Raw genomic sequence first — 23,915 nt, forward strand, 5'->3', positions numbered from 1 at the left:
GCCGCGGCTTGGACCGGCTGGCGACCTATCGACGCGACCTGCAGGGTCTGGCGGGCGATGCGCGGCTGCGCAGCTTGGCTGAGCGCCGGGGGATCGACTTTTCGTCGAACGACTATCTGGGCCTTGCGCAAAGCGACCGGATGCGTGCCGCGGTCGTGCGGGCGCTGGATGCGGGCGTTCCGGTGGGCGCGGCGGGGTCGCGCCTGCTGCGGGGCAACACCGACCGGCAGGCCGGGTTCGAGGATGCCGCCGCACGGTTCTTCGGCGCCGAGGCGGCCTTGGGCTTTGGTGGGGGTTACGTCGCGAACTTTGCGGTCATCACCACCCTGCCGCAGCGGGGCGACCTGCTGCTGATGGATGCGCTGGCCCATGCCAGCACGCATGAGGGGGCGCGGGCCGGGCGCGCCGAGGTCGCCAGCTTTCGCCACGGCGATGTCGGCCACGCCGAGGATGTGATCACCGCATGGCGCCGCGCGGGCAACACGGGGGCGGTCTGGATCGCGGTCGAGAGCCTTTACAGCATGGACGGGGACCGGGCGCCGCTGGACGACCTGATGCGGCTGGCGGACGCGCACGGCTTTCTGCTGATCGACGAGGCGCATGCGACGGGTGTCTTCGGTCCCCGGGGGCGGGGACTGGCCCACCACCTGGAAGGGCGCGACAACGTCGTGACGCTGCATACGCTTGGCAAGGCCCTGGGCGGGTCCGGTGCGTTGATCTGCGGGGCGCGGGTGCTGATCGATTTCCTGGTGAACCGCTGCCGGCCCTTCATCTTTGCCACCGCGCCGTCGCCGCTGATGGCGGCCGCGGGGCTGGAGGCGCTGGCGATGCTGCAGGACGAACCGTGGCGCCAGGCGACCTTGGCGGGCCATGTCGTGGCGTTCCACGACCAGATGGCGCGCCGCCTGCCGAAGGTTCCGCTGAGCGGCAGCCAGATCGTGCCGCTGATCGTCGGACCCAATGCCGAAACCATGGCGCTGGCCGCACAGGTCCGGGCGCGCGGGTTCGACGTGCGCGGCATCCGCCCTCCGACGGTGCCCGAGGGCACGTCGCGGCTGCGGGTGTCGCTGACGCTGAACGCCACGCGCGCGGATGTGCTGCGGCTGGCCGAGACGCTGGAGGATCTGTGGCCCGATTTGTGATCACAAGCACCGGCACCGATGTCGGCAAGACGGTCTTCGCGGCCGGGCTGTGCGGGCTGATCGGGGCAGAGTACTGGAAGCCGGTGCAGTCGGGGCTGGCCGGGAACGTCGAAAACGACGCTATTTCCGCTGCCCGTGGGGATTCCGCCCAACCCGGCACCGACCGCGCCGAGGTCGAGCGGCTGTCCGGCGCCCGCACCCACCCCGAGGCCGTGCTGCTGCCCCAGCCCCTGTCGCCGCACCGGGCGGCGGAACTGGCGGGCGTCACGCTGGACCCGGCGGCCTGGATCCCGCCCGATGCCGCGCGGCTGGTGATCGAGGGGGCGGGCGGCGCGCTGGTGCCCGTCACGCGGCAGGTGCTGTTCGCGGACCTGTTCGCGCGCTGGCAGGTGCCGGTGATCGTCGTCTGTGCCACGGGGCTGGGCACGATCAGCCACAGCCTGACCGCGCTGGAGAGCCTGCGCGCGCGGGGCGTGCCGGTGCATGGCGTGGCCTTCGTCGGGCCTGCGAATGACGACAACATGGCGACCATCGGCGATCTGGGACGGGTCAGGGTGCTGGGACGCCTGCCTTTGCTGGACCGGCTGGACAGGGACAGCCTGACCGCCGCGATGCGGGCCGCGTTTAGCGCAGGGGATTTCGCATGAGCGCCGTCTGGCATCCGTTCTTCCAGCATGGCACCGAACCGGCCCCGCCCCGGGCGGTCGGCACCCAGGGCGCGCATATCCTGACCGATCGCGGCCCGCTGCTGGACGGGATCAGCAGTTGGTGGGTGGTCACGCATGGCCACAATCAGCCCCAGATCGTGGAGGCCATCCGCGAGACCGCCGGGCGGCTGGACCAAGTGATCTTTGCCGGGCTGACCCATGACCCGGCGGAGGAGCTGGCCGAGGCGCTGGTGACAATGACGCCCGCGGGGCTGGACCACGTGTTCTACAGCGACAGCGGATCGACCGCGGTCGAGGTCGCGTTGAAGATGGCCCTGGGCTATTGGCGCCACGAGGGCGACGGCCGCCACCGCATCGCGGTGATCGAGGACAGCTATCACGGCGACACCATCGGCACGATGAGCGTCGGAGAGCGGGGGGTCTTCAACGCCGCCTATGACCCGCTGATGTTCGGGGTGGACCGGTTGCCCTTTCCCGAGGGCGACAGTGCCGCGACGCTGGCGGCGTTCGAGGCGCTGGCGGCCAGCGGGCGGATGGCGGCGATCATTCTGGAGCCGCTGGTGCTGGGCGCGGGGGGGATGCGGATGTACGACCCCGCGGTTCTGGCCGGGCTGCGGGCGATCTGCGACCGCCACGACGTGCTGATGATCGCCGACGAGGTGATGACCGGATGGGGCCGCACCGGGCGGTTGTGGGCGTGCGATCATGCGGGCATTGCGCCCGATATCCTGTGCACGTCCAAGGGGTTGACCGGGGGCGTGGTGCCGCTGGCGGCGACGCTGGCCAGCGGGCGGATCTTCGACGCGCATCGCTCGACCGACCGGCGGCGGACCTTCTATCACTCCAGCAGCTATACCGCGAACCCGATCGCCTGCGCGGCGGCGCTGGCGCAGGTGCGGCTGTGGCAGGCCAGCCCGATGCAGGCGCGGCTGGACGCGCTGTCCGCCATGCAGGCCGAACGGCTGGCGCGGCTGGACGGGCGGTTCACCAACATCCGCCAATGCGGCACCATCGCCGCCGCCGACCTGGTCGTGCCACAGGGCGGCTATCTGTCCGAGGTCGGGCCGCGGATGCGGGCGCATTGCATGGATCGCGGCGTGCTGCTGCGTCCCTTGGGGAACACGGTCTATGTGCTGCCGCCCTATTGCGTGACGGGGGGCGACCTGGATGCGGCATGGGAGGCCGTCACCTCATTCCAGGTCTAGGTCGACCCAGACCAGCCTGCGATGCGAGGCCAGCGCCACGGCCTCTGCCAGCGGATCGTCGGGCGCGGGCCAGACGACACCCGACGCCAGCACCGACAGCCCCTGCGCTGGCAGGACGTAGTCCAGTCGCAGGTTGCCCGGCGCGCGGTCGTATTCCGCCGTATCCAGCGCCGGGTCGCCCCGCTGGCCGGCATTCGGGCCGGTCTGGGGAGGTTGCCATGCGCCGCGGGGCCGGGGGTCCTGGGTAACGGAAGCCAGCGCCGCCAGCGTGGCCGGATCGCCGTCGCCGTCCTGCGGATCGACGTTCAGGTTGCCCAGGATCGCAAAGGGCGCATCGGGAAGGTGGGTCAGCCAGAAGGTGACCTCGTCATGGTTGCGGGCGGGATTGCGATCCTCGAAGGCGGGGGGCGTTGCGGCCAGTGCCAGCAGGTGCAGCGGCCCCGCAGGCGTGTCCAGCGCCACGTCCCAGTGCGCCGTGCTGGACAGGCGCTGGATGTCGGCATGGGGGCTTTCGGGCATCCGGTTGCCCGGCAGGTCGCGCCACAGCGTCGCGCTGTGATCGGCGACGCCCGCGATGGGCAGGCGCGACAGCACCGCCAGCCCCGCCTGTCCAGTGAAGGCGCCATAGCCCTGCGCATCGCGGGGCTGGCCCGCGCGCCCGTCGCCGTCCAAGTCCACGCCCGTGGCCATGCCGCGGTTGGATTGCGTCGCATGATGATGCGGCATCGCATGACCCTGTTCGGCCAGCAGGCCCGCGAAAGCGGTCAGTGCGCGGTTGTCGAGGTCCCAGTCCAGCCCGGTCAGCAGGATCGCATCGGGCGCGGCATGGGCGATCACCTGTGCCGCGGCCACAACCTGCGGATCGCGGGCCATGATGTCGCGCAACAAAAGACCCGGCCCGTCGCGCGACAGGCCGGGGTCCCAGGTGGCGATGCGCAGCGGATCGGCCGCCGCCGGGCCCGCCAGCAGTATGGCCAGGGCAAGGGCCCTTAGACCCAAGGCCGGGCCTGGGCCATCTGCGTCTCGAACGTGTCGATGGCGGGGGCCTTTTCCATCGTCAGGCCGATGTCGTCCAGGCCGTTCATCAGGCAATGCTTGCGGAACGGGTCGATGTCGAAGCTGTATTCGGTGCCGTCCGCGCCGGTCACGGTCTGCGCGTCCAGATCGACGGTGATGCGGGCATTCGCGCCCTTTTCGGCATCGCGCATCAGCGCGTCGACCGCATCCTGGGGCAGGACCACCGGCAGGATGCCGTTCTTGAAGCAGTTGTTGAAGAAGATGTCGGCAAAGCTGGTCGAGACGACGCAGCGGATGCCGAAATCCAGCAGCGCCCAGGGGGCATGTTCGCGCGAGGAGCCGCAGCCGAAATTGTCGCCCGCGATCAGGATCTGGGCGTCGCGATAGGCGGGCCGGTTCAGGACGAAATCTGGGATCTCGTTCCCGTCGCGGTCATAGCGCATCTCGTCGAACAGGTTCACGCCCAGGCCGGACCGCTTGATGGTCTTCAGGAACTGCTTGGGAATGATCATGTCGGTGTCGATGTTGACCAGCGGCATGGGGGCCGCGATGCCGGTCAGGGTGGTGAACTTGTCCATGATGTCCTCAGGCCGGTTCGTGCGCGAATTCGCGGATGTCGGTCAGGCGTCCGGTGACGCCGGCGGCGGCCGCCATCGCGGGGCTCATCAGGTGGGTGCGGCCCTTGTACCCCTGGCGCCCCTCGAAGTTGCGGTTGCTGGTCGCGGCGCAGCGTTCGCCGGGCTTCAGCTGGTCGGGGTTCATGCCCAGGCACATCGAGCAGCCGGCCAGCCGCCATTCAAAGCCCGCGTCGATGAAGATGCGGTCCAGCCCTTCCTCTTCGGCCATGGCGCGGACCAGGCCCGATCCCGGCACGACCATGCCGCGCACGCCCGGCGCCAGCTTGCGCCCGCGCAGCACGTCGGCGGCCGCGCGCAGGTCCTCGATCCGGCCGTTGGTGCAGGATCCGATGAAGACCGCGTCGATGGCGATGTCGGTCAGCGGCGTGCCTGCGGTCAGGCCCATGTAGTCCAGCGACCGGCGCGCGGCATCGACCTTGCCGCCCGCAAAGCTTTCCGGGTCGGGCACGGATGCCGTGATCGGCAGCGCGTCTTCGGGGCTGGTGCCCCAGGTGACGGTCGGCGCGATGTCCTCGGCGCGGATGGTCAGGACCTTGTCGAAATGCGCGCCGTCGTCCGAGAACAGCGTCTTCCACCAGGCGACGGCGGCCTCCCACTGGGCGCCCTTTGGCGCATGGGGGCGGCCCTTGACGTAATTGAACGTGACCTCGTCCGGGGCGATCAGGCCGGCGCGGGCGCCGCCCTCGATCGCCATGTTGCAGATGGTCATGCGGCCTTCCATCGACAGATTGCGGATCGCCTCGCCGCAATATTCGATGACATGGCCGGTGCCGCCCGCGGTGCCGGTCTCGGCGATGATGCGCAGGACGATGTCCTTGGCGGTCACGCCGGGCGCCAGGCGGCCGGTGATCTCGACCTTCATGTTCTTGGACTTGCCCTGGATCAGGGTCTGGGTGGCCAGCACATGCTCGACCTCGGACGTGCCGATGCCGTGGGCCAGCGCGCCGAAGGCACCGTGGGTCGCGGTATGGCTGTCGCCGCAGACGACGGTCATGCCGGGCAGGGTCCAGCCCTGTTCGGGGCCGACGATGTGCACGATGCCCTGGCGGATGTCGTTCACCGGGTAATAGACCACCCCGAATTCGCGGGCGTTGCGGTCCAGCGCATCCACCTGGATGCGGCTTTCCTCGTTGTCGATGCCGGTCTGACGGTCCAGCGTGGTGGGCACGTTGTGGTCGGGCACGGCGATGGTGCGTTCGGGCGCGCGGACCGGGCGGCCGGTCATGCGCAGCCCTTCGAAGGCCTGCGGGCTGGTCACCTCGTGGACCAGGTGGCGGTCGATATACAGAAGGCAGGTGCCGTCTTCCTGGCGGTCCACCACATGGGCGTCCCAGATCTTGTCGTAAAGCGTGCGTGCAGGGGTCATGGCTGAGGTCTTTCGGCTGTGATGCGGGAAGGGTGACAGGCGGGCAGCCGTCAGCCCTGCGCGGTCACGCCCAGCATCTCGCCGTAGAAGCGGCCCGGCAGGCGCGCGCGGTCATGAATGTCGAAATAACGCATCATCGGGCCAGATTAGGCCAGCATCCGCCTGCTGGCAAGCGCGCGCATGTCAAGGAAAATGCCGCGAGAGATTGAGACGGGCCGAAAAGATGCTATGTTGGGTGAACCCCTGCGCCGGGGGCTATCGGCGCGCGGACCGGAGGACTACACCCTGTCACAAGACGCCCCGTCGGCCGGTCGGCCGACCTCGACCCAGCAGACCAGCCAGCATACCAGTGACGACATGCTGGCCCTGGTGCTGAATTCCCTTGATGACGACAAGGCCGAGGAGGTCGTCAGCATCGACCTGCGCGGTCGCACGGCCATTGCCGACCACATGGTCATCGCCTCGGGACGCAGCTCGCGTCAGGTGGGCGCCATCGCGGAGAAGCTGGCCGAGCGCGTGAAGCAGGTCACCGGCCGCAGCCCGCGGATCGAGGGCAAGGATGCCGGCGACTGGGTGCTGATCGACACGGACGACGTGATCGTCCACGTGTTCCGCCCCGAGGTCCGCGACTTCTATCAGCTGGAAAAGATGTGGCTGCCCGCCGATGCGCTGGCCCGCGTGCGCGAACCCGCCCAACCGTCCAGCTATCAGCCGCAGGACTGATCCGCCGCGATGCGGATCGACATCGCCGCCGTGGGGCGGCTGAAGACCGGCCCCGAGGCGGCGCTGGTCGCCGATTACCTGCAGCGATTTGCCAAGACCGGCCGCAGCCTGGGGCTGCCGGCCGTGTCCGTCGTCGAGGTCGAGGATCGCCGCGCCGGCACCATGGCCGCCGAGGCGGAGCTGCTGTCCCGGGCCATCCCGCCAGGCGCGGCGGTGGTGATGATGGACGAACGCGGCGATCAGCCGACCTCTCCCGAATTCGCCGCGCGGCTGGCGGACTGGCGCGACCAGGCGCGCGACGTGTGCTTCGTGATCGGCGGCGCGGACGGGCTGGACCCGTCGTTGCGGGCACGGGCAGACTGGCAGATCAGCCTGGGCCGGATGGTCTGGCCGCATCTGCTGGTCCGCGTGATGCTGGCCGAACAGCTGTACCGCGCCGCCACGATCCTGGCCGGGTCGCCCTATCACCGGGCATAGGGGGCACCGGGCATAGGGGGGCACCGGGCATAGGCGGGCTTGGTTGCCGCCGCCGCCCGCGAGGCGTAAGTAAGGGCAAAACCGCGAGGCTCCGATGACCAAACCCGTGATCCTGTGCATTCTGGACGGCTGGGGCCAGTCCACCCGACCCGAACAAAGCGCCCCGGACCGGGCGGCGACCCCGAATTTCGACCGTCTGATGCGCGACTGTCCCCATGCGACGCTGGTGACGCACGGTCCCGACGTGGGCCTGCCGCGCGGCCAGATGGGCAATTCCGAGGTGGGTCACACGAATATCGGCGCCGGACGCGTGGTCGCGATGGATCTGGGCGCGATCGATCTGGCGATCGAGGATGGCAGCTTTGGCCGCAACGCGCCGCTGCTGGCGTTCATCGACCGGCTGAAGGCCACCGGCGGGACCGCGCATCTGCTGGGCGTCGTCTCGGATGGCGGTGTTCACGGTCATATCGTCCATGTGCTGGCCGCGGCCCGCGCGGTGGCGCAGGCAGGCGTGCCGGTGGTGATCCACGCGATCACCGACGGTCGCGACGTGGCCCCCGATTCGGCACCGGGCTTCCTGGCCACGCTGCAGGACGGGCTGCCCGCAGGGGCGCGGATCGGCACGGTGATCGGTCGCTATTACGCACTGGATCGCGACAGCCGCTGGGACCGAGTGCAGCGCGCGTTCGACGCCGTCGTTGCCGGACAGGGAGAGGCCGCGCCGGACGCCGCGTCCGCCATCGCCACGGCCCATGCGCGCGGCGAGATGGACGAGTTCGTGCCGCCCTTCGTCATCGGTGGCTATGCGGGCGCGCGGGATGGGGACGGGGTCTTCTGCCTGAACTTCCGCGCCGACCGCGCGCGTGAAATCCTGTCTGCCCTGGGCGATCCCGTCTTCGACGGCTTTGACGCCGCCACACGCCCGGCCTGGGCCGCGATGCTGGGCATGGTCGATTATTCGACCCGCCACGACAGCTTCATGCATGCGGCCTTTCCCAAGCGGCAGGTGCAGAACACCCTTGGGGCCTGGGTCGCGGCCAAGGGCCTGCGCCAGTTCCGCCTGGCCGAGACCGAGAAATACCCCCACGTGACCTTCTTCCTGAACGGCGGCAAGGAAACGCCCGAACCGGGCGAGGATCGCCACATGCCGCAAAGCCCCAAGGTCGCGACCTATGACCTGGCGCCCGAGATGGCGTCCGTCGAGGTCACCGACAGGCTGGTCCAGGTCATCGGTCAGGGCTACGATCTGATCGTGGTGAACTATGCCAACCCCGATATGGTCGGCCATACCGGCGATCTGGACGCGGCCGCCCGCGCCTGCGAGGCGGTGGATCGCGGCCTGGGCCGGATGCTGGCCGCGCTGGACGCGGTCGGGGGGGCGGCGGTGATCTGCGCCGATCACGGCAATTGCGAACAGATGATCGACCCGGTGACGGGCGGGCCGCATACCGCGCACACGCTGAACCCGGTCCCGGTCATCGTCTATGGCGCGCCGGGCGTCACGGGTCTGCGCGACGGGCGCCTGGCCGATCTGGCGCCGACGGTCCTGGCGCTGATGGGGCTGGATCAGCCCTCCGACATGACCGGGGAAAGCCTGATCGTCCCATGAGAACCCGCCTTGCTCTGGCGCTCTGCGCCGCCCTTGCCGGTCCGGCCCTTGCGCAGACCACCCCCGCCAACCAGGCGGTCGCGGATGCCGAGGCCGCCGCGGCCCTGCTGCGCGCGGCCATCGGCCAGCTGGCCGAGGCGGTCAGCGCCGACGACCAGGTGGTGGCCCTGACCGAGGTCATTCGCGGATACGAACTGGGCCTGGCCGCCCTGCGTGGCGGCCTGCGCCAGGCCAGCGGCCGCGAGGCCGAGCTGCGCGATCGGTTCGAGGCGCAGCGCGACCAGCTGGCGCGCGTCCTGGGCGCGATGACCGCGCTGCAGCAAAGCCCCGAATCGACGATGCTGCTGCATCCGGCGGGGGCGCTGGCCAATGCGCGGTCGGGGATGATCCTGTCGGGCGTCACCCCCGGCCTGCGGGCCGAGGCCGAGGCCCTGCAGGCCGATCTGGACGAGATCGCCACCGTTCGCCAGCTGCAGTCGAACGCCGCCGGCATGCTGGGCAGCGGCCTGGACAGCGTCCAGGAGGCCCGCCGCCTGCTGGCCAGCGCCGTGACCGACCGCAGCTCGATGCCCGCGCGATATGCCGAGGACCCCGAGGAGTTGCAGGCCCTGCGCGCCGCCGCGCAGAGCCTGGACGATTTCGCGACCGGCATCGCGCGGATGGAAAAGGACGTGGGCGCGCCCATGGACGATTTCGAGGGCGCGCGCGGCAGCCTTGCCCTGCCGGTGGTGGGGACCGTGCTGCGCCCCTATCGGGAGCCGGACGCGGCGGGGGTCAGCCGACCGGGCTGGGTGATCGCCACCGCCCCCGCGGCGCTGGTGCAGACGCCCTGGCCTGCGACGATCCGCTATCGCGGGCCGTTCCTGGATTACGGCAATGTGATGATCGTCGAGCCCGCGCGCGGCTATCTAATGATCTTCGCAGGCCTGTCCCAGGTCTTCGGAGAAGTGGGCGACGTCTTGAAGGCGGGCGATCCGGTGGGCTTGATGGGGGGCGCGGAAGCCCCCGCCCAGGAGTTCGGATCGCAATTCGTCGCCGATGCCGCCCAGGGCGCCGAGGCCGGACGCAGCGAGACGCTGTATCTGGAACTGCGCCAGGGCAATGAAACGCTGGACCCCGCCGACTGGTTCGTGCTGAATCCCGTCGTCGACCCGCAACAGGACTGAGGCAGGAAAGACCGCCATGAGACATTATCTGATCGCAGGCCTGGGGGGCGTTCTGGCCGGAGCCCTGGCCACCACCCAGATCGCCGGTCCGCTGCTGGCGCAGGAGACGGCCGAGGGGAATGCCTCGGTCTATCAGCAGCTGGAGCTGTTCGGGAACATCTTCGAGCGCATCCGCACCGACTATGTCGAGGCACCCGAGGACAAGGAGCTGATCGAGGCGGCCATCAACGGCATGCTGACCTCGCTTGACCCGCATTCCAGCTTCCTGTCGGCCGACGATTATTCCGACATGCAGACCCAGACCCGCGGCAGCTTCGGCGGCCTAGGGATCGAGGTCAGCCAAGAGGAGGGCCTGGTCAAGGTCGTGGCCCCCATCGACGACACGCCCGCCGCGAATGCGGGCATCCAGCCGGGCGACTTCATCACCCATGTGAACGGCGAATCGCTGCTGGGCCTGCCTTTGGACGACGCGGTCGAGATGATGCGCGGCCCGATCGGGTCCGAGATCACCATCACCGTCCTGCGAGAGGGCGAGAGCGAGCCGTTCGACCTGACCATGTCGCGCGACACGATCAAGCTGACCGTGGTGCGCAGCCGCGTGGAGGGCCATGCGGTCGTGCTGCGGGTGTCCACCTTCAACGACGAGACCTATGACACGCTGCAGGCGGAATTGAAGAAGGCCGTCGAGGAAGCCGGCGGCATCGACCGGGTCACCGGTTTCGTGCTGGACCTGCGCAACAACCCCGGCGGCCTGCTGAACCAGGCGATCAGCGTCAGCGACGCCTTTCTGGATGCCGGAGAGATTGTCAGCACCCGCGGCCGCAACCCGGACGAGAGCGAACGCTGGAACGCCGAGGCGGGCGATCTGGCCGAGGGCAAGCCGATGGTCGTGCTGATCAACGGCGGTTCGGCCAGCGCGTCGGAAATCGTCGCGGGCGCCTTGCAGGACCACCGCCGTGCCATCGTCGTGGGCGAGAAGTCCTTTGGCAAGGGTTCGGTCCAGACGGTCATGCCGGTGACCGCTGACAGCGCCATCCGCCTGACCACGGCGCGGTACTTCACCCCGTCGGGCCGGTCGATCCAGGCCCTGGGCGTGCAGCCCGACATCCTGGTCGCCCAGCCCGCCCCGGCCCCAGAGGTCGAGGAGGAGGAAGCCCGCAGCAACAGCGACTTCAGCCGGTCCGAGGCCGACCTGCGCGGTGCGCTGGGCAATGATGTCAGCGACGAGATGCGCAAGCAGATGGAGGAGGAGGCCGCCGAGGTCGAGGCCACCGCCGCGCTGCGCGAGGAGGACTATCAGCTGGCCTATGCGGTCGACGTGCTGAAGGGTCTGGCCGCGGTGAACTTCCGCGCCGACCAGGTGCCTGCCGCGGAGACGCCCGCGGTGACCGGCGAAGGTGCGGGCGAGGGGGCCGAGGCCGCCCCGGACCAGGGCTGATCCGATGGACGGACGCATGGGGCCGGGCGGCCTGCCGTACCGGCCCTGCGCCGGCGTGGTGCTGATCGACGACCGGGGCCTGGTCTTTGCCGGGCGCCGGATCGATCGCAGCCCCGACCAGCCGCCTGCGTGGCAGATGCCCCAGGGCGGCATCGACGAGGGTGAGACCCCGCGCGAGGCCGCGCTGCGCGAACTGACCGAGGAGACGGGCATCGACCCGTCGCTGGTCGAGGTGCTGGACGAGACGCCCGACTGGGTCTTCTACGACCTGCCGCCCGAGATGGTCGGCCGGATCTGGAAGGGCCGTTATGGCGGGCAGTGCCAGAAATGGCTGGCGCTGCGGTTCCTGGGCCAGGACACCGACATCCGCATCGATACCGCTCATCCCGAGTTCGACCAATGGCAGTGGATGCGGGCCGAGGACGTGCTGGACAGCATCGTGCCCTTCAAGCGTGCGGTCTATGCCGAGGTGCTGGGCGCGTTCCGCTCTCATCTGGCCTAGGGCGCAGGCCAGCGATCCTCCAGGATCAGGTCGTCCAGCGGCAGGCGCACCGCCCAGCCCCGGCTTTGCAGTTCGGGCTGGCGGTACAGTTCGGTGACATGGCCGATGCACAGATAGGCCACCGGCACGACATGGTCGGGCAGGTGCAGCAGACCGCGAAGGTCGTCAGGCCGGAAGATGCTGACCCAGCCCACCCCGATGCCTTCGGCCCGCGCGGCCAGCCACAGGTTCTGCACCGCGCAGGCGGTGGAGTACAGATCGGTCGCCGGGTCATGGGTGCGGCCCAGCACATGCGCGCCGCCCCGCGTCCGGTCGCAGGTGATGCACAGGTTCACCGGCGCCTGCAGGATCCCTTCCAGCTTCAGCGACGAATAGAGCGCCTTGCGGTCGGGAAAGCGGTCGGCGGCCTCGGCATTGGCCGATGCGAAGGCGTCGTGGATGCGTCCGCGCAGCGCCGCGTCGCGGATCAGGATGAAGTTCCACGGCTGCGACAGCCCGACGGACGGCGCGTCATGCGCCGCCTGCAGCAGGCGGCGCAGCGTGTCGGGATCGACCGGGTCGGGGCGGAACTGGCCCCGCACGTCGCGGCGTTCGCGGATCGCGCGAKAGACCGCCGCGCGCTCCGCGTTCGAAAACGGCCCCGCCGGGGCAAGGCCGCAGGCATCAGTCACCGGCGCAGCTGGTCCAGCAGGATCGAGGTCGGATAGCCGTCCGGCGTCACGCCGATCGAGCGCTGGAAGGCCGAGACCGATTCCATCGTGGCCGAACCGAACAGGCCGTCGATCTCTCCCTGGTAGAAGCCGCGCTGCGCCAAGCGCTGCTGGATCTCCTGGCGTTCGGCGGTGGACAGGGTGCGGTCCTGGCGCGGCCAGGCGCCCTGGATGCCCGGACGGCCCGCGATGCGTTCCGCCAGGTAGGACACGCCCAGGGCGTAGTTGTCCGAGTTGTTGTAGCGCAGGATCGACCGGAAGTTGTCGGTGATGAAGAACGCGGGCCCCCGCGCCCCCGCCGGCATGATGATCGAGCCGTTGCCCGCCGGCAGCCCGCCGCCCGACATGGTGCGCACGCCCTGTGCCGACCAGTCGCCGGCCGACCGCCGGGTGCCCTTGCCGATCAGGCCCATGTTGAAGTTCGCGGGCAGGCGAACCTCGGCGCCCCATGTCGCGCCGCGCTGCCAGCCGCTGCGCGCCAGATAGGCCGCGGTCGAAGCCAGCGAATCGGTCGGGTCCTCGGACCAGATGTCGCGGCGGCCGTCGCCGTTGAAGTCGACTGCGTATTCCAGATAGGAGGTCGGCATGAACTGGGTATGCCCCATCGCGCCCGCCCAGCTGCCCAGCATGTGCTGGGGATCGGTGTCGCCCGCCTGAAGGATCTGCAGGGCGGCGATCAGCTGGTTCTGGAACATCTCTCCGCGGCGGCCGTCATAGGCCAGCGTCGCCAGCGACGGGATGATCTGCATCCGTCCGCGGTTGGCGCCGAAGTTCGATTCCATCCCCCAGACCGCCAGCACGATCTCGCGCGGGACGCCGTACTGCGCCTCGATCCGGGCCAGGACGGGCGACAGCTGCGCCAGCTTCTGGCGGCCGGTGGTGATGCGCACGTCCGACACGGCGCTGTCCAGGTACAGCCAGACGGGACGCGAGAATTCGGCCTGGCGGCGGTCCAGGCGGATCACCTCGGGGTTGTAGCGGGCCAGCGCCATGGCGCGGTCATAGGTCGGGCCCGACACGCCCGACGACAGGGCGCGGGCGCGGAACTGCTGGACGAACCGCTGCAGGCCGGCCTCGTCGCCGGGATTGGCGGGGGGGATCGGGGTCACGGTCACATCGGCGGGCGCGCGGGGGCCGCCTGCGGCGGGCATGCGCGACATCGGCGATGCACAGGCGGCCAGCGCGCCGATCAGGGTGGTGGACAGAAGAATGCGGGAAAAGCTCATTATGGATCGCCTGTTTTGGACTGCCGAGGTTTCTTGGCCCGGATCTTGATGGCCCGGATTTGGTCTTCTGCGTGCAGTCTAGACGAACCACTCCCGCTTGGGTAGGGCGCGGGCGCGCTTAGTGCAGCAGCGATTCCGGGTCCGGCGCGGTCCCGAACCAAGGCGTCATCTGCGCGATGATGACCGAGTTTTCGGCCAGCGCCCGACCCATCAGCGCGCGTTCCGCCTCGTCGATCTCGTGGCCGTCGGCCAGACGCTCGTCCAGCGTGCCGTAGCCGGTGACGTCCAGGGGGGCCATGTCGGCCTGCTTCAGGATCGCCACGGTCTCTCGCACGGCCTCGGGTTCGTCGTTTGCGGGGGCATAGCAGACCAGCCCCGCCCCGGTGGCCCCCTTGGGCAGACCGTCGCCCTTCCGCCTGCCCAGCTCGACGACCAGCGTGAAGACCTTCATGGCTTACTCCATCGGTTTGGCGCCGCCCTGGGCGCTTTCGGCCCCTTCGGGCCATTCGGGGGCCTGCCACATGCGGTTGCCGCATTCGGGGCAGGGCGCACGGGTGGCGATGATCTGCGCGCCCGCGGACGCGCCGCACATGGCACAACATGTCTGCCCGTCCATCGCAAGCGCCTTTGCGGGCGGGGGCGGGCCGTTCACCAGATGTTCGGGCGGCAGCAGCGACAGGCCGGGCTGCACCTGCGACCGGCGAAAGACGGACAGCCCGCCGCCCGCCTCCAGATAGGCGGCGCGCAGCTCTCCAAGGTTGCCGACGCCGGCCAGGCGCAGCATCGCCTTGATCTCGGCAAGGCCCAGGTCGCGCTGCGATGCCGCCTCGGGCAGGATGCGCCCATCCAGGACCAGCGCTACGGGGCGGCCGTCGATGATGCGCTTGGCCCTGTCGAACCGCACGATCAGCCGGTCCAGCACCTTGTTCAGCCCGACGACCACGGTGATGACCGCCATCGCCGCCAGCAGCGGCACGTCGGGATAGAACATCGCGTCGCCCACAGCGGACCCCAGAGCGATGACCAGCAGGAACTCGACCATCGACAGCTGCGCCACGCCGCGCCCGCCGATCCAGCGGATCATCAGCAGCGCATAGACATAGACCAGCACGGTGCGGACCAGGATCTCGGCATAGAACAGGGGTGGATGCTCGCCCAGGAACATCCGGGCAAGATCGAAGGGGATGACCGGTTGGTCCATGAAAGGCCTTTCGCGGCAGGGAATGCTGCACAGCCTATAACCGTGCCCGAACCGAGGGGTTCCGCCGCCCAGTCCCGCCCGCTAGGGTCCGCGCAGCAGCAGGGGGGCATGCCATGAGCGACAGTCTAGGGCGGGTCCGCGCGGCCCTGGACGCGGCCGGCGTCGCGGTCGATATCCGCGAGATGCCGGGCAGCACCCGCACCGCCGCAGAGGCCGCGGACGCGGTCGGCTGCGCGCTGGACCAGATCGCCAAGTCGATCATCTTTCATGGCCAGGACAGCGGAGCGGTGCTGCTGTTCCTGACCGCGGGCGGCAACAGGGTCGATCCCGACAAGGCCGCGACGCTGGCCGGAGAGCCGTTGAGCCGGGCCGATGCGGCGCTGGTGCGGGCGCGCACGGGGTTCGCCATCGGCGGCGTCGCGCCGGTGGGGCATCTGTCGCCGGTCAGGGCCTTCCTGGACCCGCGCCTGGCCGAATTCGCGCAGGTCTGGGCGGCGGCGGGCACGCCGCGCCATGTCTTTGCCATCGCGCCCGACCGGCTGCAGGCCGGACCGCCGCACGGACCGGTGATTTTGTCGCATGAACCCCGCGGCGGGTCCGGGGCGTTGGAACGCGACATCTGAAAGGAAGCCCCGATGACCCAACCCATGATGACCCTGAACGACGGCCGGACCATGCCCCAGCTGGGCACCGGCATCTGGCAGATCGAGGATGCGAAGACCCCCGAGGTCGTGGCCGAGGCGCTGCGCGTCGGATACCGGCTGATCGACGGTGCCGCCGCCTACAAGAACGAGGCCGGGATGGGCCGGGGCATCCGCAACAGCGACGTGGTCCGCGACCAGATCTTCGTCACGTCCAAGCTGTGGAACGATGCGCAGGGGCATGACGCCGCGCTGCGGGCCTTTGACGCGACGATGGAGCGGTCGGGACTGGATTATCTGGACCTGTACCTGATCCACTGGCCGTTGCCGGCGATGGACGCCTATGTCGACAGCTGGAAGGCGCTGATCCGTCTGCGCGACGAAGGGCGCGTGCGGTCCATCGGCGTCGCGAACTTCCACGAGCCGCATCTGCGTCGCCTGATCGACGAGACGGGCGTCGCGCCCGCGCTGAACCAGATCGAGCTGCACCCGTCGCTGGTGCAGGAGCGCATGCGGGCGGTGAACAAGCAGCTTGGCATCGTCACGCAAAGCTGGACCCCCCTGGGCCGCGGCGACAGCTTCGACGCCCCCGCGATCCGCGACGCGGCGGCGCGCACGGGGCGGACGGTGGCGCAGGTGATCCTGCGCTGGCACATCCAGCATGGGCTGTCGGTCATTCCGAAATCGGAAAAGCCCGAACGGCTGGCCGAGAATTTCGACGTGCTGGACTTTACCCTGACGCCCAAGGAGATGTCGGCCATCGACGCACTGGACCGCGGCCATCGCACCGGGCCGGACCCGGACACGTTCGACTATCGTCAGCCGCTGTAACCCAGCAGGCGACGCATCAGGGGGCTGGCGGGGTCCGCAAGTCCCTCGATCACGTCGAAATGGTGGCGGCCGGGGTCGATGACGCATTCGGTCGCCACGCCCAGCCCCGCCCAGGCATTCGCCAGCAGCCGAGCATGGCGGATGAATTCGGGCCTTTCGGCCCCTCCGACCCATGTCGTGACCGGGATGCCCGTGCAAGGTTCCAGCAGGGCGGGGCTTTCTGATGCGGCTTCGGCCGCGTCCAGACGCAGGGTGTCGTTCATCGCCGTGCGCATCAGCGGGCGCAGGTCGGTCAGCGGAGAGATGGGGACGCAGGCGGTGACCCGCGCGGCAACTGTATCGGACATTACCCCCGGACAGATCATCCGCGCTGCCAGATGCCCGCCCGCCGAATGACCGGTCAGCGCGATGGGCCCTGCGATGCGGCCCGCCGCCTCTGCGATCTGCTCGGCGACGATGCGGGTCATGTCGGCGATGCGCGCGTCCGGCGCCAAGGGATAGCCCGGCATGGCGCAGGCCCAACCCTCCGCCAGCGCACCGCCCGCCAGATGCGACCACAGCGTCGGGTCGAACCGCATCCAGTAGCCGCCATGGATGAACACCATCAGCCCGCGCGGGTCTCCCTCCGGCAGGAACAGATGCCCCCGGCCCAGATCCTGCGGCGGATGGGCGGCGCGGAAGGCCGCCGCCGCCTCGGTCCAGCGGGGGACATAGGCGTCGGCATGCGGGATATGCGCGCCGTTGGCATAGGCGTCGTCCCAGTCGGTGATCTGATAGAGCATGGTTCCCCCTCTTTCGTGCAGCCAATCGCGGCGCTATCGTCGCGTCAAGAGGGAGCCCATGATGACCGATTTCACCAAGACCCGCGCCGCGTTCCACCTGCCGGACGGCATAACCTATCTGGACGGCAATTCCCTGGGGCCGATGCCCCGCGCCGCCGCCGATCGGGTCGCGACCATGATGGCCGACGAATGGTCCCAGATGCTGATCACCGGCTGGAACAAGGCGGGCTGGTATGTCCAGCCGCGCAAGGTCGGCGACCGCATTGCCCGGCTGATCGGCGCGGGGGATGGCCAGGTGGTCATGGGCGATACGCTGTCCATCAAGGTGTTCCAGGCGCTGAGCGCGGCGCTGGCCCTGCGGCCCGACCGCCGGGTGATCCTGTCGGACAGCGGCAACTTTCCGTCGGATCTGTACGTGGCCGAGGGGATCGCCCGCGCCCTGGGCGCGACCCTGCGCGTCGTGGCCCCCGAAGAGGTCGAGGCGGCCATCGGCCCCGACCTGGCCGTGCTGATGCTGACCGAGGTCGATTACCGCACCGGCCGCCGTCACGACATGCCCGCCCTGACTGCCCGCGCGCATGACGCCGGCGCGCTGGCCATCTGGGATCTGGCCCATTCGGCGGGGGCGGTGGACGTGGACCTGCTGGGGTCGGATGCCGATTTCGCGGTGGGCTGCACCTATAAATACTTGAACGGCGGTCCGGGGGCGCCGGCCTTCATCTGGACCCATCCGCGCCACGCCGAACAGGCCGAGCCGATCCTGCAGGGCTGGATGGGCCATGCCGCGCCCTTTGCCTTCGACCAGGAATACCGCCCCGCGCCGGGGATCGAGCGGATGCGCGTGGGCACGCCCCCCGTCATCGCGCTGAGCGCGTTGGAAGCGTCGCTGGACATCTGGGACACGGTCGACATGGCCGCGCTGCGGGCGCGATCGATCGAACTGACCGAGGCGTTCATTGCGGGGGTCGAGGCGCAATGCCCAGACCTGGTCCTGAACAGCCCGCGCGACCCGGCGCGGCGCGGATCGCAGGTCGGGTTCCGCCATCCGCAGGGCTATGCGGTGATGCAGGCGCTGATCGCGGCGGGGGKGGTCGGCGACTTTCGCGCGCCCGACGTGCTGCGCTTTGGGTTCGCGCCGCTTTACAACGATCTGGACGACGTGTCGCAGGCGGTCGCGACCTTGGCGCGAATCCTGCGCGACGGCAGCTGGGACAGTGCGGAATTCCGTCGCAAGGCTGCGGTGACCTAGGGTAAGGGGGCTTTCCAAGGCGGCCAAAACCGTCGACAGATTGAGCCACAGATGTCGTGGATCGGTTCCGATGTTCAAGCTGCTGCCCCTTGCCCTTGCCATGATGATTCCCGCGCTTGCGGCGGCCCAGGCCGCCCCCGACGATATCCGCGTGCGCATCGTGACCGCCCGCACCCAGCCTCTGGACCTGGACATGCAGCTGTCCGGAGAGATCGAGGCCGTCGACACGTTGGAGCTGGGCTTTCGTCAGGGCGGCCGTGTGACCGAGGTGCTGGTGGCCGAGGGCGACCGCGTCGTCGCGGGCCAGCCCCTGGCCCGGCTGAACGCGGTCCAGCAGGATCAGGCGCTGAACGTCGCGCTGGCGGGCCTGGCCGCCGCGCGCGCGGGCAGCGACCAGGCCCGGCAGGCCCGCGACCGCGCCGATGCGCTGCTGGCGCGGGGGGTCGGCACGCGGGCGGCGGCCGATCAGGCCGAACAGGCGCTGTCCCAGACCCAGGGGGCGCTGGAGCGCGCGGAGACCGCGGTCGAACAGGCGCGGCGCGCCGTCGACGATGCGGTTTTGCGGGCGCCCGAGGATGCCGTCGTGACCGACAAGTCGGTGGCCCCCGGCCAGGTGGTCGCCGCCGCGCAGCCGGTGCTGACGCTGGCTGCACTGTCGGGGCTGGAGGCCGTCTTTCACGCGCCCGACGACCCGCTGCTGCACGACATCCTGGGCCGTGACGTGCGGATGGAGACGCTGGACGTCGACCGTCCCGACATGGTCGGCACCGTGACCGAGATCGCGCCCCTGGTCGATCCGCAGACCGGCACGGTGACCGTGCGCGCGCGGCTGCTGACGCCCAATGCCGGGATCGTCCTTCTGGGCGCCTCGGTGCGCGGGCATCTGAGCATGGCGATGGAAAAGGGCGTGGTCGTGCCCTGGACCGCCCTGATGCGGTCGGGCGACGATCCGGCCGTCTGGGTGGTCGACGATGACGGGCGCGTGGCGCTGACCAAGGTGGTCATCAACCATTTTGCGGACAGCACGATCTTCGTGTCCGAGGGCCTGTCCGACGGACAGCGGGTCGTGGGCGACGGGGCGCAGCTGCTGTATCCCGGCCGCCGGGTCCAGCCGGTCGCGGAGGGCGTGCAATGAGGGCGCTGATCCTGGCCGGCGTGCTTGCGCTGGTTTGCGGGCCGGCCGCGGCACTGTCGCTGCCCGACTGGCTGGGCCTTGGCGGTCAGGCCGAGGAGCCCGCGGCCCCGCCGCGCCCGGTGGTCAGCGTGATCGTGGACGATCGCGGCCTGGACGCGCGCTGGATTCCCGGCGTGGTCGAGGCGCGAACCCAGGTCCAGCTGGGCTTTCAGACCCTGGGCCGGATGATCGCGCGGCCCGTCGATCTGGGCGATCGGGTGGCGGCCGGCGATCTGCTGGCGCAGCTGTCCACGGACGATCTGGCTGCGACCACCCGCGCCGCGCGCGCCGCCGTCGATGCCGCGGACGTGCAGGACCGCACCGCGCGCGCGACGCTGGAACGCACGCAGGCGCTGGCGGCGCGCAACGTCGCGTCGAACGCCCAGCTGGAACAGGCCCAGCAGGAGGCCAGCGCCGCCGCCGCCGCGGTCGAGCAGGCCCGCTCGCAGCTCCTGCAGGCCGAGGATGCCGAAGGGTTCGCCAAGATGACCGCGCCTTTCGCCGGTGTGGTCAGCGCCGTCTATGAGGTGCCGGGCGCGGTCGTGGATGCGGGCGCGCCCGTGATCCAGCTGTCGGCCCAGGACACCCCCGAGGTGGTGATCGACCTGCCCGAACAGGCGCTGGTCGGGCTTGCGCCGGGCGCCGATTTTACCGTCTGGCATCGCAGCGACCCCCAAGTCGAGATCGCCGCCACGCTGGACCGGGTCGACCCCATCGCCGACAGCGCCACCCGGACGCGGCGGCTGTACCTGACGCTGCCGCCCGGCGCGCCGTTCCGCCTTGGCGCGCTGGTGCGGGCGCGGTTCGGCACGGTCGACGCGCCGTCTTTGTCGCTGCCGGCCGAGGCGCTGGTCGCGACCGAGGGCATGCCCTTCGTCTGGCGGGTGATCCGCGACGATGCGGGGGCGCGGGTCGAACAGGCCCCCGTGCAGGCGGCGGCCCCCTTTCGCGGGCGCGTCTCCATCACCCACGGCCTTGACGCGGGCGACGAGGTCGTGATCCGCGGCGTGAAATCCCTGGCCCCCGGCCAGCCCGTCGGCCGGAGGCTGGAGCCGTGAGCACCCCCAAGACCCGCTTCAACCTGTCCGACTGGGCACTGAAGCATCGCAGTTTCGTGTGGTTCCTGCTGATCGTGTCGATGATCGCGGGCACCATCAGCTATCTGAACCTGGGCCGCGAGGAGGACCCGGACTTCACGATCAAGACGATGATCATCGGCGCGGCCCTTCCCGGCGCCACCATCGACGAGACGCTGAAGCAGGTCACCACCCGCATCGAGACCAAGCTGGAGGAGCTGGACGAGCTGGACTTTACCCGGTCGGTCACGACGCCCGGCCAGGCGGTCGTATATGTCGAGCTGGACCCCACCATCCGCGGCCCCGCCGTCCCCGAGGTGTGGAAGCGGGTCCGCCAGATGATGGGCGACATCCGCCCCGAATTCCCTCAGGAATTTGCGGGCTTTCAGTTCAACGACAATTTCGGCGACGTGTTTGGCAACATCTATGCCTTCACCGCCGACGGATTCACGCCGCGCGAGCTGCGCGACCGGGTCGAGGCGATCCGTCGTCAGGTCGCAGCCCTGGACGCCGCCGGCAAGACCGAGCTGCTGGGCGTGCAGGACGAACAGGTGTTCCTGGAGTTCTCCGCCGCGCGACTGGCGGCCCTGGGCCTGAACCAGGCGCAGGTGATCCAGACCCTGGCCCAACAGAATGCCATCGCGCCGTCCGGCGTGATCCAGGCCGGGCCCGAACGCATCCTGGTGCGCGTCGGCGGCCAGTTCGACGGGGCGGAATCGATCGAGGCCGTGAACCTGCGCGTCGGAGAGCGGTTCTTCAATCTGGGCGACGTGGCTACCGTCACACGCGGCTATCAGGACCCGCCCACATCGCTGTTCCGCCACAACGGCCAGCCTGCGATCGGGCTGCAGATCGGCATGCGCCAGGGCGGCAACATCCTTGAGTTCGGCGCCGAACTGGAGGCGCTGATGGACCGCATCGCCGCCGACCTGCCCATCGGCATCGAGATGGCGAAATTCGCCGACCAGCCGCATGTGGTCGAAGACGCCGTGGGCCATTTCGTCAAGGCCCTGGCCGAGGCCGTGGCCATCGTCCTGGTCGTCAGCTTCATCAGCCTGGGCCTGCGCGCGGGGCTGGTGGTGACGCTGACCATCCCGCTGTGCCTGGCGATCACCTTCGTGATCCTGGATCTTTACGGCATCACGCTGCAGCGGATCTCTCTGGGCGCGCTGATCATCGCCCTTGGCCTGCTGGTCGACGATGCGATGATCGCCATCGAGACGATGATCTCAAGGCTGGAGATCGGGGAATCGCTGACCGACGCGGCCAGCTATGCCTGGACCTCGATCGCCTTTCCGATGCTGACCGGCACGCTGGTGACGGTTGCGGGCTTCATCCCCATCGGTCTGAACAGCTCTGCCGCGGGAGAGTTCACTTTCTCGCTGTTCGTGGTGATCGCGGTGTCGCTGATCGTGTCCTGGATCGTGGCGGTGCTGTTCGCGCCGCTGCTGGGGGTCACCTTCCTGCGCGCCGACATGGGGCATGGCCACAAGGGGCCGGGCCGGCTGCGGCGCGCCTTCCACGGCCTGTTGCGGGCGGCGATGCGGTTCAAGTGGCTGACCATCGCGGTGACGCTGGCGATCTTTGCGACATCGGTCTGGGGGATGCGGTTCGTGGAACAGCAGTTCTTCCCCACCTCCGACCGGACCGAGGTGCTGGTCGACATCACGGAACGCCAGAACGCCTCGATCGCGCGGACCCGCGCGGACATGGACCGGCTGGAGGCGAGCCTGGCGGATGATGACGACGTGCTGTTCTGGACCTCCTATGTGGGGCAGGGGGCGCCGCGCTTCGTGCTGTCGATGGACGTGCCCACGGCAGGGCCGCATATGGGCCAGATCGTGATCCAGACCCCCGACCTGGCTGCGCGCGACCGCGTCAAGGCGCGGCTGAGCGCGCTGGCGGCCGCCGAATTTCCGGGCGTCGACATCTATGTCAAGAACCTGGAAATCGGCCCGCCCGTGGGCAAGCCTGTCCAGTACCGCGTGACCAGCCCCGACACCGACGCTGCCCGCGACGCTGCCCAGGGCCTTGCCACGCTGATCGCCTCCGAGCCGCGCCTGCGCGACATCGCGCTGGACTGGAACGAGCCCGCGCGCATGGTCCGCCTGGTCGTGGACCAGGACCAGGCCCGCCGGCTCAGCGTGACCAGCCAAGACATCGCCCAGGCCCTGTCGGCCCTGTTCAGCGGCACCAGCGTGACGCAGCTGCGCGACGACATCTTCCTGATCGACGTGGTCGCGCGCGGCGTGGCCGACGATCGCCAGTCGCTGGCCTCGATCCGCAACATGCAGCTGAACCTGGCGGACGGGCGGGTCGTGCCGCTGGCCGCGCTGGTGACGCTGGAATACGGATCCGAACAGCCGCTGATCATGCAGAGAAACGGCCTGCCCACCGTCACGGTCAAGGCCGCCATCGGCACCGCCGACCAGCCCGCGACCCTGGTCACGGCGCTGGCTGCGCAAGTGGCCGAATACCAGGAAACCCTGCCCCCCGATGTCCGCATCGAGGTCGGCGGCAGCGTCGAGACCTCGGCCGACAGCCAGGCGCCGATCGCCGCGGTGGTGCCGGTGATGCTGCTGATCATGGCCGTCCTGGTCATGGCGCAGATGCAAAGCTTTCGGATGTCGCTGGTGGTGATCGCCGCAGCCCCCCTTGGCCTGATCGGCGTGGTGGCGGTACTGGTGCCCTTTGGCGTGCCGATGGGTTTCGTGGCGATCCTGGGGATCCTGGCGCTGATCGGCATCCTGATCCGCAACTCGGTCATCCTGGTCCATGAGATCCAGGAGTTGCTGCACAAGGGCCGCAGCCAGTGGGACGCTGTGTTCGAGGCCTCTGATAGTCGCGCGCGCCCCATTCTGCTGACCGCGGCTGCGGCGTCGCTGGCGCTGATCCCGATCTCGCGGCAGGTGTTCTGGGGGCCGATGGCCTATGCGATGATGGGCGGCATCATCGCCGGCACGCTGGTCACGCTGGTCTTCGTGCCCGCGCTCTACTGCGCGGTGTTCCGGGTCAGGCCGCCCCGCTCCTAAAACGTCCGTCCCCAAGCCGATCAGGGCCTGAACCGTTTGGGC

22 protein-coding genes and 1 pseudogene are annotated in these 23,915 nt (G+C 69.7%); 15 read left to right on the forward strand and 8 right to left on the reverse strand.

Annotation, left to right across the window (positions count from 1 at the left end):
• Positions 1 to 8: 8 nt before the first annotated feature.
• From GBO37_RS07240 to GBO37_RS07250, 3 genes are read left to right on the forward strand one after another with little or no spacing between them, the layout of a single operon-like run.
• Complete coding sequence (locus tag GBO37_RS07240; protein ID WP_252928114.1) at positions 9 to 1,142, forward strand: 8-amino-7-oxononanoate synthase; 1,134 nt, start codon at positions 9 to 11, stop codon at positions 1,140 to 1,142.
• Complete coding sequence (bioD, locus tag GBO37_RS07245) at positions 1,127 to 1,789, forward strand: AAA family ATPase (protein WP_252928116.1); 663 nt, start codon at positions 1,127 to 1,129, stop codon at positions 1,787 to 1,789. The genes GBO37_RS07240 and bioD overlap by 16 nt, the downstream gene beginning before the upstream one ends.
• A complete protein-coding gene (locus GBO37_RS07250; protein ID WP_252928117.1) occupies positions 1,786 to 3,015 on the forward strand; it encodes an adenosylmethionine--8-amino-7-oxononanoate transaminase in 1,230 nt (409 codons plus the stop codon). Before bioD ends, GBO37_RS07250 begins: the two co-directional genes overlap by 4 nt.
• Here GBO37_RS07250 and GBO37_RS07255 read toward each other — a convergent pair.
• From GBO37_RS07255 to leuC, 3 genes are read right to left on the reverse strand one after another with little or no spacing between them, the layout of a single operon-like run.
• Positions 3,001 to 4,014 (reverse strand): endonuclease/exonuclease/phosphatase family protein, encoded by a 1,014-nt coding sequence (locus GBO37_RS07255; RefSeq protein ID WP_252928118.1) that lies wholly within the window; start codon positions 4,012 to 4,014, stop codon positions 3,001 to 3,003. The two genes, GBO37_RS07250 and GBO37_RS07255, sit on opposite strands and share 15 nt — an antisense overlap.
• Positions 4,005 to 4,610: a 3-isopropylmalate dehydratase small subunit gene (gene leuD, locus GBO37_RS07260; protein WP_127897686.1), complete on the reverse strand. Its 606-nt coding sequence runs from the start codon at positions 4,608 to 4,610 to the stop codon at positions 4,005 to 4,007. Before leuD ends, GBO37_RS07255 begins: the two co-directional genes overlap by 10 nt.
• A 7-nt stretch (positions 4,611 to 4,617) precedes the next feature.
• Complete coding sequence (gene leuC, locus GBO37_RS07265) at positions 4,618 to 6,036, reverse strand: 3-isopropylmalate dehydratase large subunit (RefSeq protein WP_045982810.1); 1,419 nt, start codon at positions 6,034 to 6,036, stop codon at positions 4,618 to 4,620.
• A 357-nt stretch (positions 6,037 to 6,393) separates the two neighbouring features.
• Between leuC and rsfS the strand changes: the two genes are divergently transcribed.
• From rsfS to GBO37_RS07295, 6 genes are all read left to right on the forward strand, one after another.
• Entirely contained in the window at positions 6,394 to 6,759 is a 366-nt protein-coding gene (gene rsfS, locus GBO37_RS07270) for a ribosome silencing factor (RefSeq protein WP_045982838.1), read from the forward strand.
• Between the two features lie 9 nt (positions 6,760 to 6,768).
• On the forward strand, positions 6,769 to 7,236 hold the full coding sequence (gene rlmH / locus GBO37_RS07275) for a 23S rRNA (pseudouridine(1915)-N(3))-methyltransferase RlmH (protein ID WP_045982811.1): 468 nt from the start codon (positions 6,769 to 6,771) through the stop codon (positions 7,234 to 7,236).
• A gap of 94 nt (positions 7,237 to 7,330) precedes the next feature.
• Positions 7,331 to 8,845: a 2,3-bisphosphoglycerate-independent phosphoglycerate mutase gene (gene gpmI / locus GBO37_RS07280; RefSeq protein ID WP_045982812.1), complete on the forward strand. Its 1,515-nt coding sequence runs from the start codon at positions 7,331 to 7,333 to the stop codon at positions 8,843 to 8,845.
• Positions 8,842 to 10,011 carry a murein hydrolase activator EnvC gene (locus GBO37_RS07285; RefSeq protein WP_045982813.1) on the forward strand — a complete coding sequence of 390 codons (1,170 nt, stop codon included), beginning with the start codon at positions 8,842 to 8,844 and terminating at the stop codon, positions 10,009 to 10,011. The genes gpmI and GBO37_RS07285 overlap by 4 nt, the downstream gene beginning before the upstream one ends.
• Before the next feature lie 16 nt (positions 10,012 to 10,027).
• Complete coding sequence (locus tag GBO37_RS07290; RefSeq protein ID WP_127897689.1) at positions 10,028 to 11,449, forward strand: S41 family peptidase; 1,422 nt, start codon at positions 10,028 to 10,030, stop codon at positions 11,447 to 11,449.
• A 4-nt stretch (positions 11,450 to 11,453) separates the two neighbouring features.
• The gene (locus tag GBO37_RS07295; protein ID WP_252928119.1) at positions 11,454 to 11,951 is read left to right on the forward strand and encodes an RNA pyrophosphohydrolase; all 498 of its coding nucleotides are present in this window, start codon (positions 11,454 to 11,456) and stop codon (positions 11,949 to 11,951) included.
• On the opposite strand, the gene bluB is transcribed toward GBO37_RS07295, so the two are convergent.
• From bluB to GBO37_RS07315, 4 genes are all read right to left on the reverse strand, one after another.
• Entirely contained in the window at positions 11,948 to 12,622 is a 675-nt protein-coding gene (gene bluB / locus GBO37_RS07300) for a 5,6-dimethylbenzimidazole synthase (RefSeq protein ID WP_252928120.1), read from the reverse strand. The genes GBO37_RS07295 and bluB overlap by 4 nt on opposite strands.
• Positions 12,619 to 13,887: a lytic murein transglycosylase gene (locus GBO37_RS07305; protein WP_045982817.1), complete on the reverse strand. Its 1,269-nt coding sequence runs from the start codon at positions 13,885 to 13,887 to the stop codon at positions 12,619 to 12,621. Before GBO37_RS07305 ends, bluB begins: the two co-directional genes overlap by 4 nt.
• A gap of 118 nt (positions 13,888 to 14,005) precedes the next feature.
• Positions 14,006 to 14,338 carry a hypothetical protein gene (locus GBO37_RS07310; protein ID WP_252928121.1) on the reverse strand — a complete coding sequence of 111 codons (333 nt, stop codon included), beginning with the start codon at positions 14,336 to 14,338 and terminating at the stop codon, positions 14,006 to 14,008.
• Positions 14,339 to 14,341: 3 nt separating this feature from the next.
• A complete protein-coding gene (locus GBO37_RS07315; protein ID WP_245008394.1) occupies positions 14,342 to 15,088 on the reverse strand; it encodes a DUF421 domain-containing protein in 747 nt (248 codons plus the stop codon).
• A gap of 113 nt (positions 15,089 to 15,201) precedes the next feature.
• Between GBO37_RS07315 and GBO37_RS07320 the strand changes: the two are divergent.
• A pseudogene (locus GBO37_RS07320) lies at positions 15,202 to 15,671 on the forward strand (YbaK/EbsC family protein).
• A 52-nt stretch (positions 15,672 to 15,723) separates the two neighbouring features.
• Positions 15,724 to 16,560: an aldo/keto reductase gene (locus GBO37_RS07325; RefSeq protein WP_252928123.1), complete on the forward strand. Its 837-nt coding sequence runs from the start codon at positions 15,724 to 15,726 to the stop codon at positions 16,558 to 16,560.
• Here the strand turns inward: GBO37_RS07325 and GBO37_RS07330 are convergent.
• Positions 16,548 to 17,342, reverse strand: coding sequence for an alpha/beta hydrolase (locus GBO37_RS07330; RefSeq protein WP_252928124.1), 795 nt, complete (start codon positions 17,340 to 17,342; stop codon positions 16,548 to 16,550). The two genes, GBO37_RS07325 and GBO37_RS07330, sit on opposite strands and share 13 nt — an antisense overlap.
• Positions 17,343 to 17,403: 61 nt before the next feature.
• Between GBO37_RS07330 and kynU the strand changes: the two genes are divergently transcribed.
• From kynU to GBO37_RS07350, 4 genes are all read left to right on the forward strand, one after another.
• A complete protein-coding gene (gene kynU, locus GBO37_RS07335; protein ID WP_252928130.1) occupies positions 17,404 to 18,591 on the forward strand; it encodes a kynureninase in 1,188 nt (395 codons plus the stop codon).
• Positions 18,592 to 18,661: 70 nt separating this feature from the next.
• Entirely contained in the window at positions 18,662 to 19,726 is a 1,065-nt protein-coding gene (locus tag GBO37_RS07340; protein WP_148911184.1) for an efflux RND transporter periplasmic adaptor subunit, read from the forward strand.
• Positions 19,723 to 20,823, forward strand: coding sequence for an efflux RND transporter periplasmic adaptor subunit (locus tag GBO37_RS07345; protein ID WP_252928126.1), 1,101 nt, complete (start codon positions 19,723 to 19,725; stop codon positions 20,821 to 20,823). Before GBO37_RS07340 ends, GBO37_RS07345 begins: the two co-directional genes overlap by 4 nt.
• Entirely contained in the window at positions 20,820 to 23,873 is a 3,054-nt protein-coding gene (locus tag GBO37_RS07350; protein WP_127897698.1) for an efflux RND transporter permease subunit, read from the forward strand. The genes GBO37_RS07345 and GBO37_RS07350 overlap by 4 nt, the downstream gene beginning before the upstream one ends.
• Positions 23,874 to 23,915: the final 42 nt, after the last annotated feature.

It is taken from the genome of Paracoccus sp. 08 (assembly GCF_024105395.1).
Classification (GTDB): domain Bacteria; phylum Pseudomonadota; class Alphaproteobacteria; order Rhodobacterales; family Rhodobacteraceae; genus Paracoccus; species Paracoccus marcusii.

What these genes read in the sequence shown, in the direction of transcription:
- GBO37_RS07250 (WP_252928117.1), top strand. Translation starts at nt 1,786, where the DNA reads ATGAGCGCCGTCTGGCATCCGTTCTTCCAGCATGGCACCGAACCGGCC.
- GBO37_RS07295 (WP_252928119.1), top strand. Translation starts at nt 11,454, where the DNA reads ATGGACGGACGCATGGGGCCGGGCGGCCTGCCGTACCGGCCCTGCGCC.
- leuC (WP_045982810.1), bottom strand. Translation starts at nt 6,036, where the DNA reads ATGACCCCTGCACGCACGCTTTACGACAAGATCTGGGACGCCCATGTG.
- GBO37_RS07315 (WP_245008394.1), bottom strand. Translation starts at nt 15,088, where the DNA reads ATGGACCAACCGGTCATCCCCTTCGATCTTGCCCGGATGTTCCTGGGC.
- GBO37_RS07330 (WP_252928124.1), bottom strand. Translation starts at nt 17,342, where the DNA reads ATGCTCTATCAGATCACCGACTGGGACGACGCCTATGCCAACGGCGCG.
- GBO37_RS07345 (WP_252928126.1), top strand. Translation starts at nt 19,723, where the DNA reads ATGAGGGCGCTGATCCTGGCCGGCGTGCTTGCGCTGGTTTGCGGGCCG.
- rlmH (WP_045982811.1), top strand. Translation starts at nt 6,769, where the DNA reads ATGCGGATCGACATCGCCGCCGTGGGGCGGCTGAAGACCGGCCCCGAG.
- GBO37_RS07305 (WP_045982817.1), bottom strand. Translation starts at nt 13,887, where the DNA reads ATGAGCTTTTCCCGCATTCTTCTGTCCACCACCCTGATCGGCGCGCTG.
- GBO37_RS07290 (WP_127897689.1), top strand. Translation starts at nt 10,028, where the DNA reads ATGAGACATTATCTGATCGCAGGCCTGGGGGGCGTTCTGGCCGGAGCC.
- rsfS (WP_045982838.1), top strand. Translation starts at nt 6,394, where the DNA reads ATGCTGGCCCTGGTGCTGAATTCCCTTGATGACGACAAGGCCGAGGAG.
- GBO37_RS07285 (WP_045982813.1), top strand. Translation starts at nt 8,842, where the DNA reads ATGAGAACCCGCCTTGCTCTGGCGCTCTGCGCCGCCCTTGCCGGTCCG.
- GBO37_RS07310 (WP_252928121.1), bottom strand. Translation starts at nt 14,338, where the DNA reads ATGAAGGTCTTCACGCTGGTCGTCGAGCTGGGCAGGCGGAAGGGCGAC.
- GBO37_RS07325 (WP_252928123.1), top strand. Translation starts at nt 15,724, where the DNA reads ATGACCCAACCCATGATGACCCTGAACGACGGCCGGACCATGCCCCAG.
- gpmI (WP_045982812.1), top strand. Translation starts at nt 7,331, where the DNA reads ATGACCAAACCCGTGATCCTGTGCATTCTGGACGGCTGGGGCCAGTCC.
- leuD (WP_127897686.1), bottom strand. Translation starts at nt 4,610, where the DNA reads ATGGACAAGTTCACCACCCTGACCGGCATCGCGGCCCCCATGCCGCTG.
- GBO37_RS07340 (WP_148911184.1), top strand. Translation starts at nt 18,662, where the DNA reads ATGTTCAAGCTGCTGCCCCTTGCCCTTGCCATGATGATTCCCGCGCTT.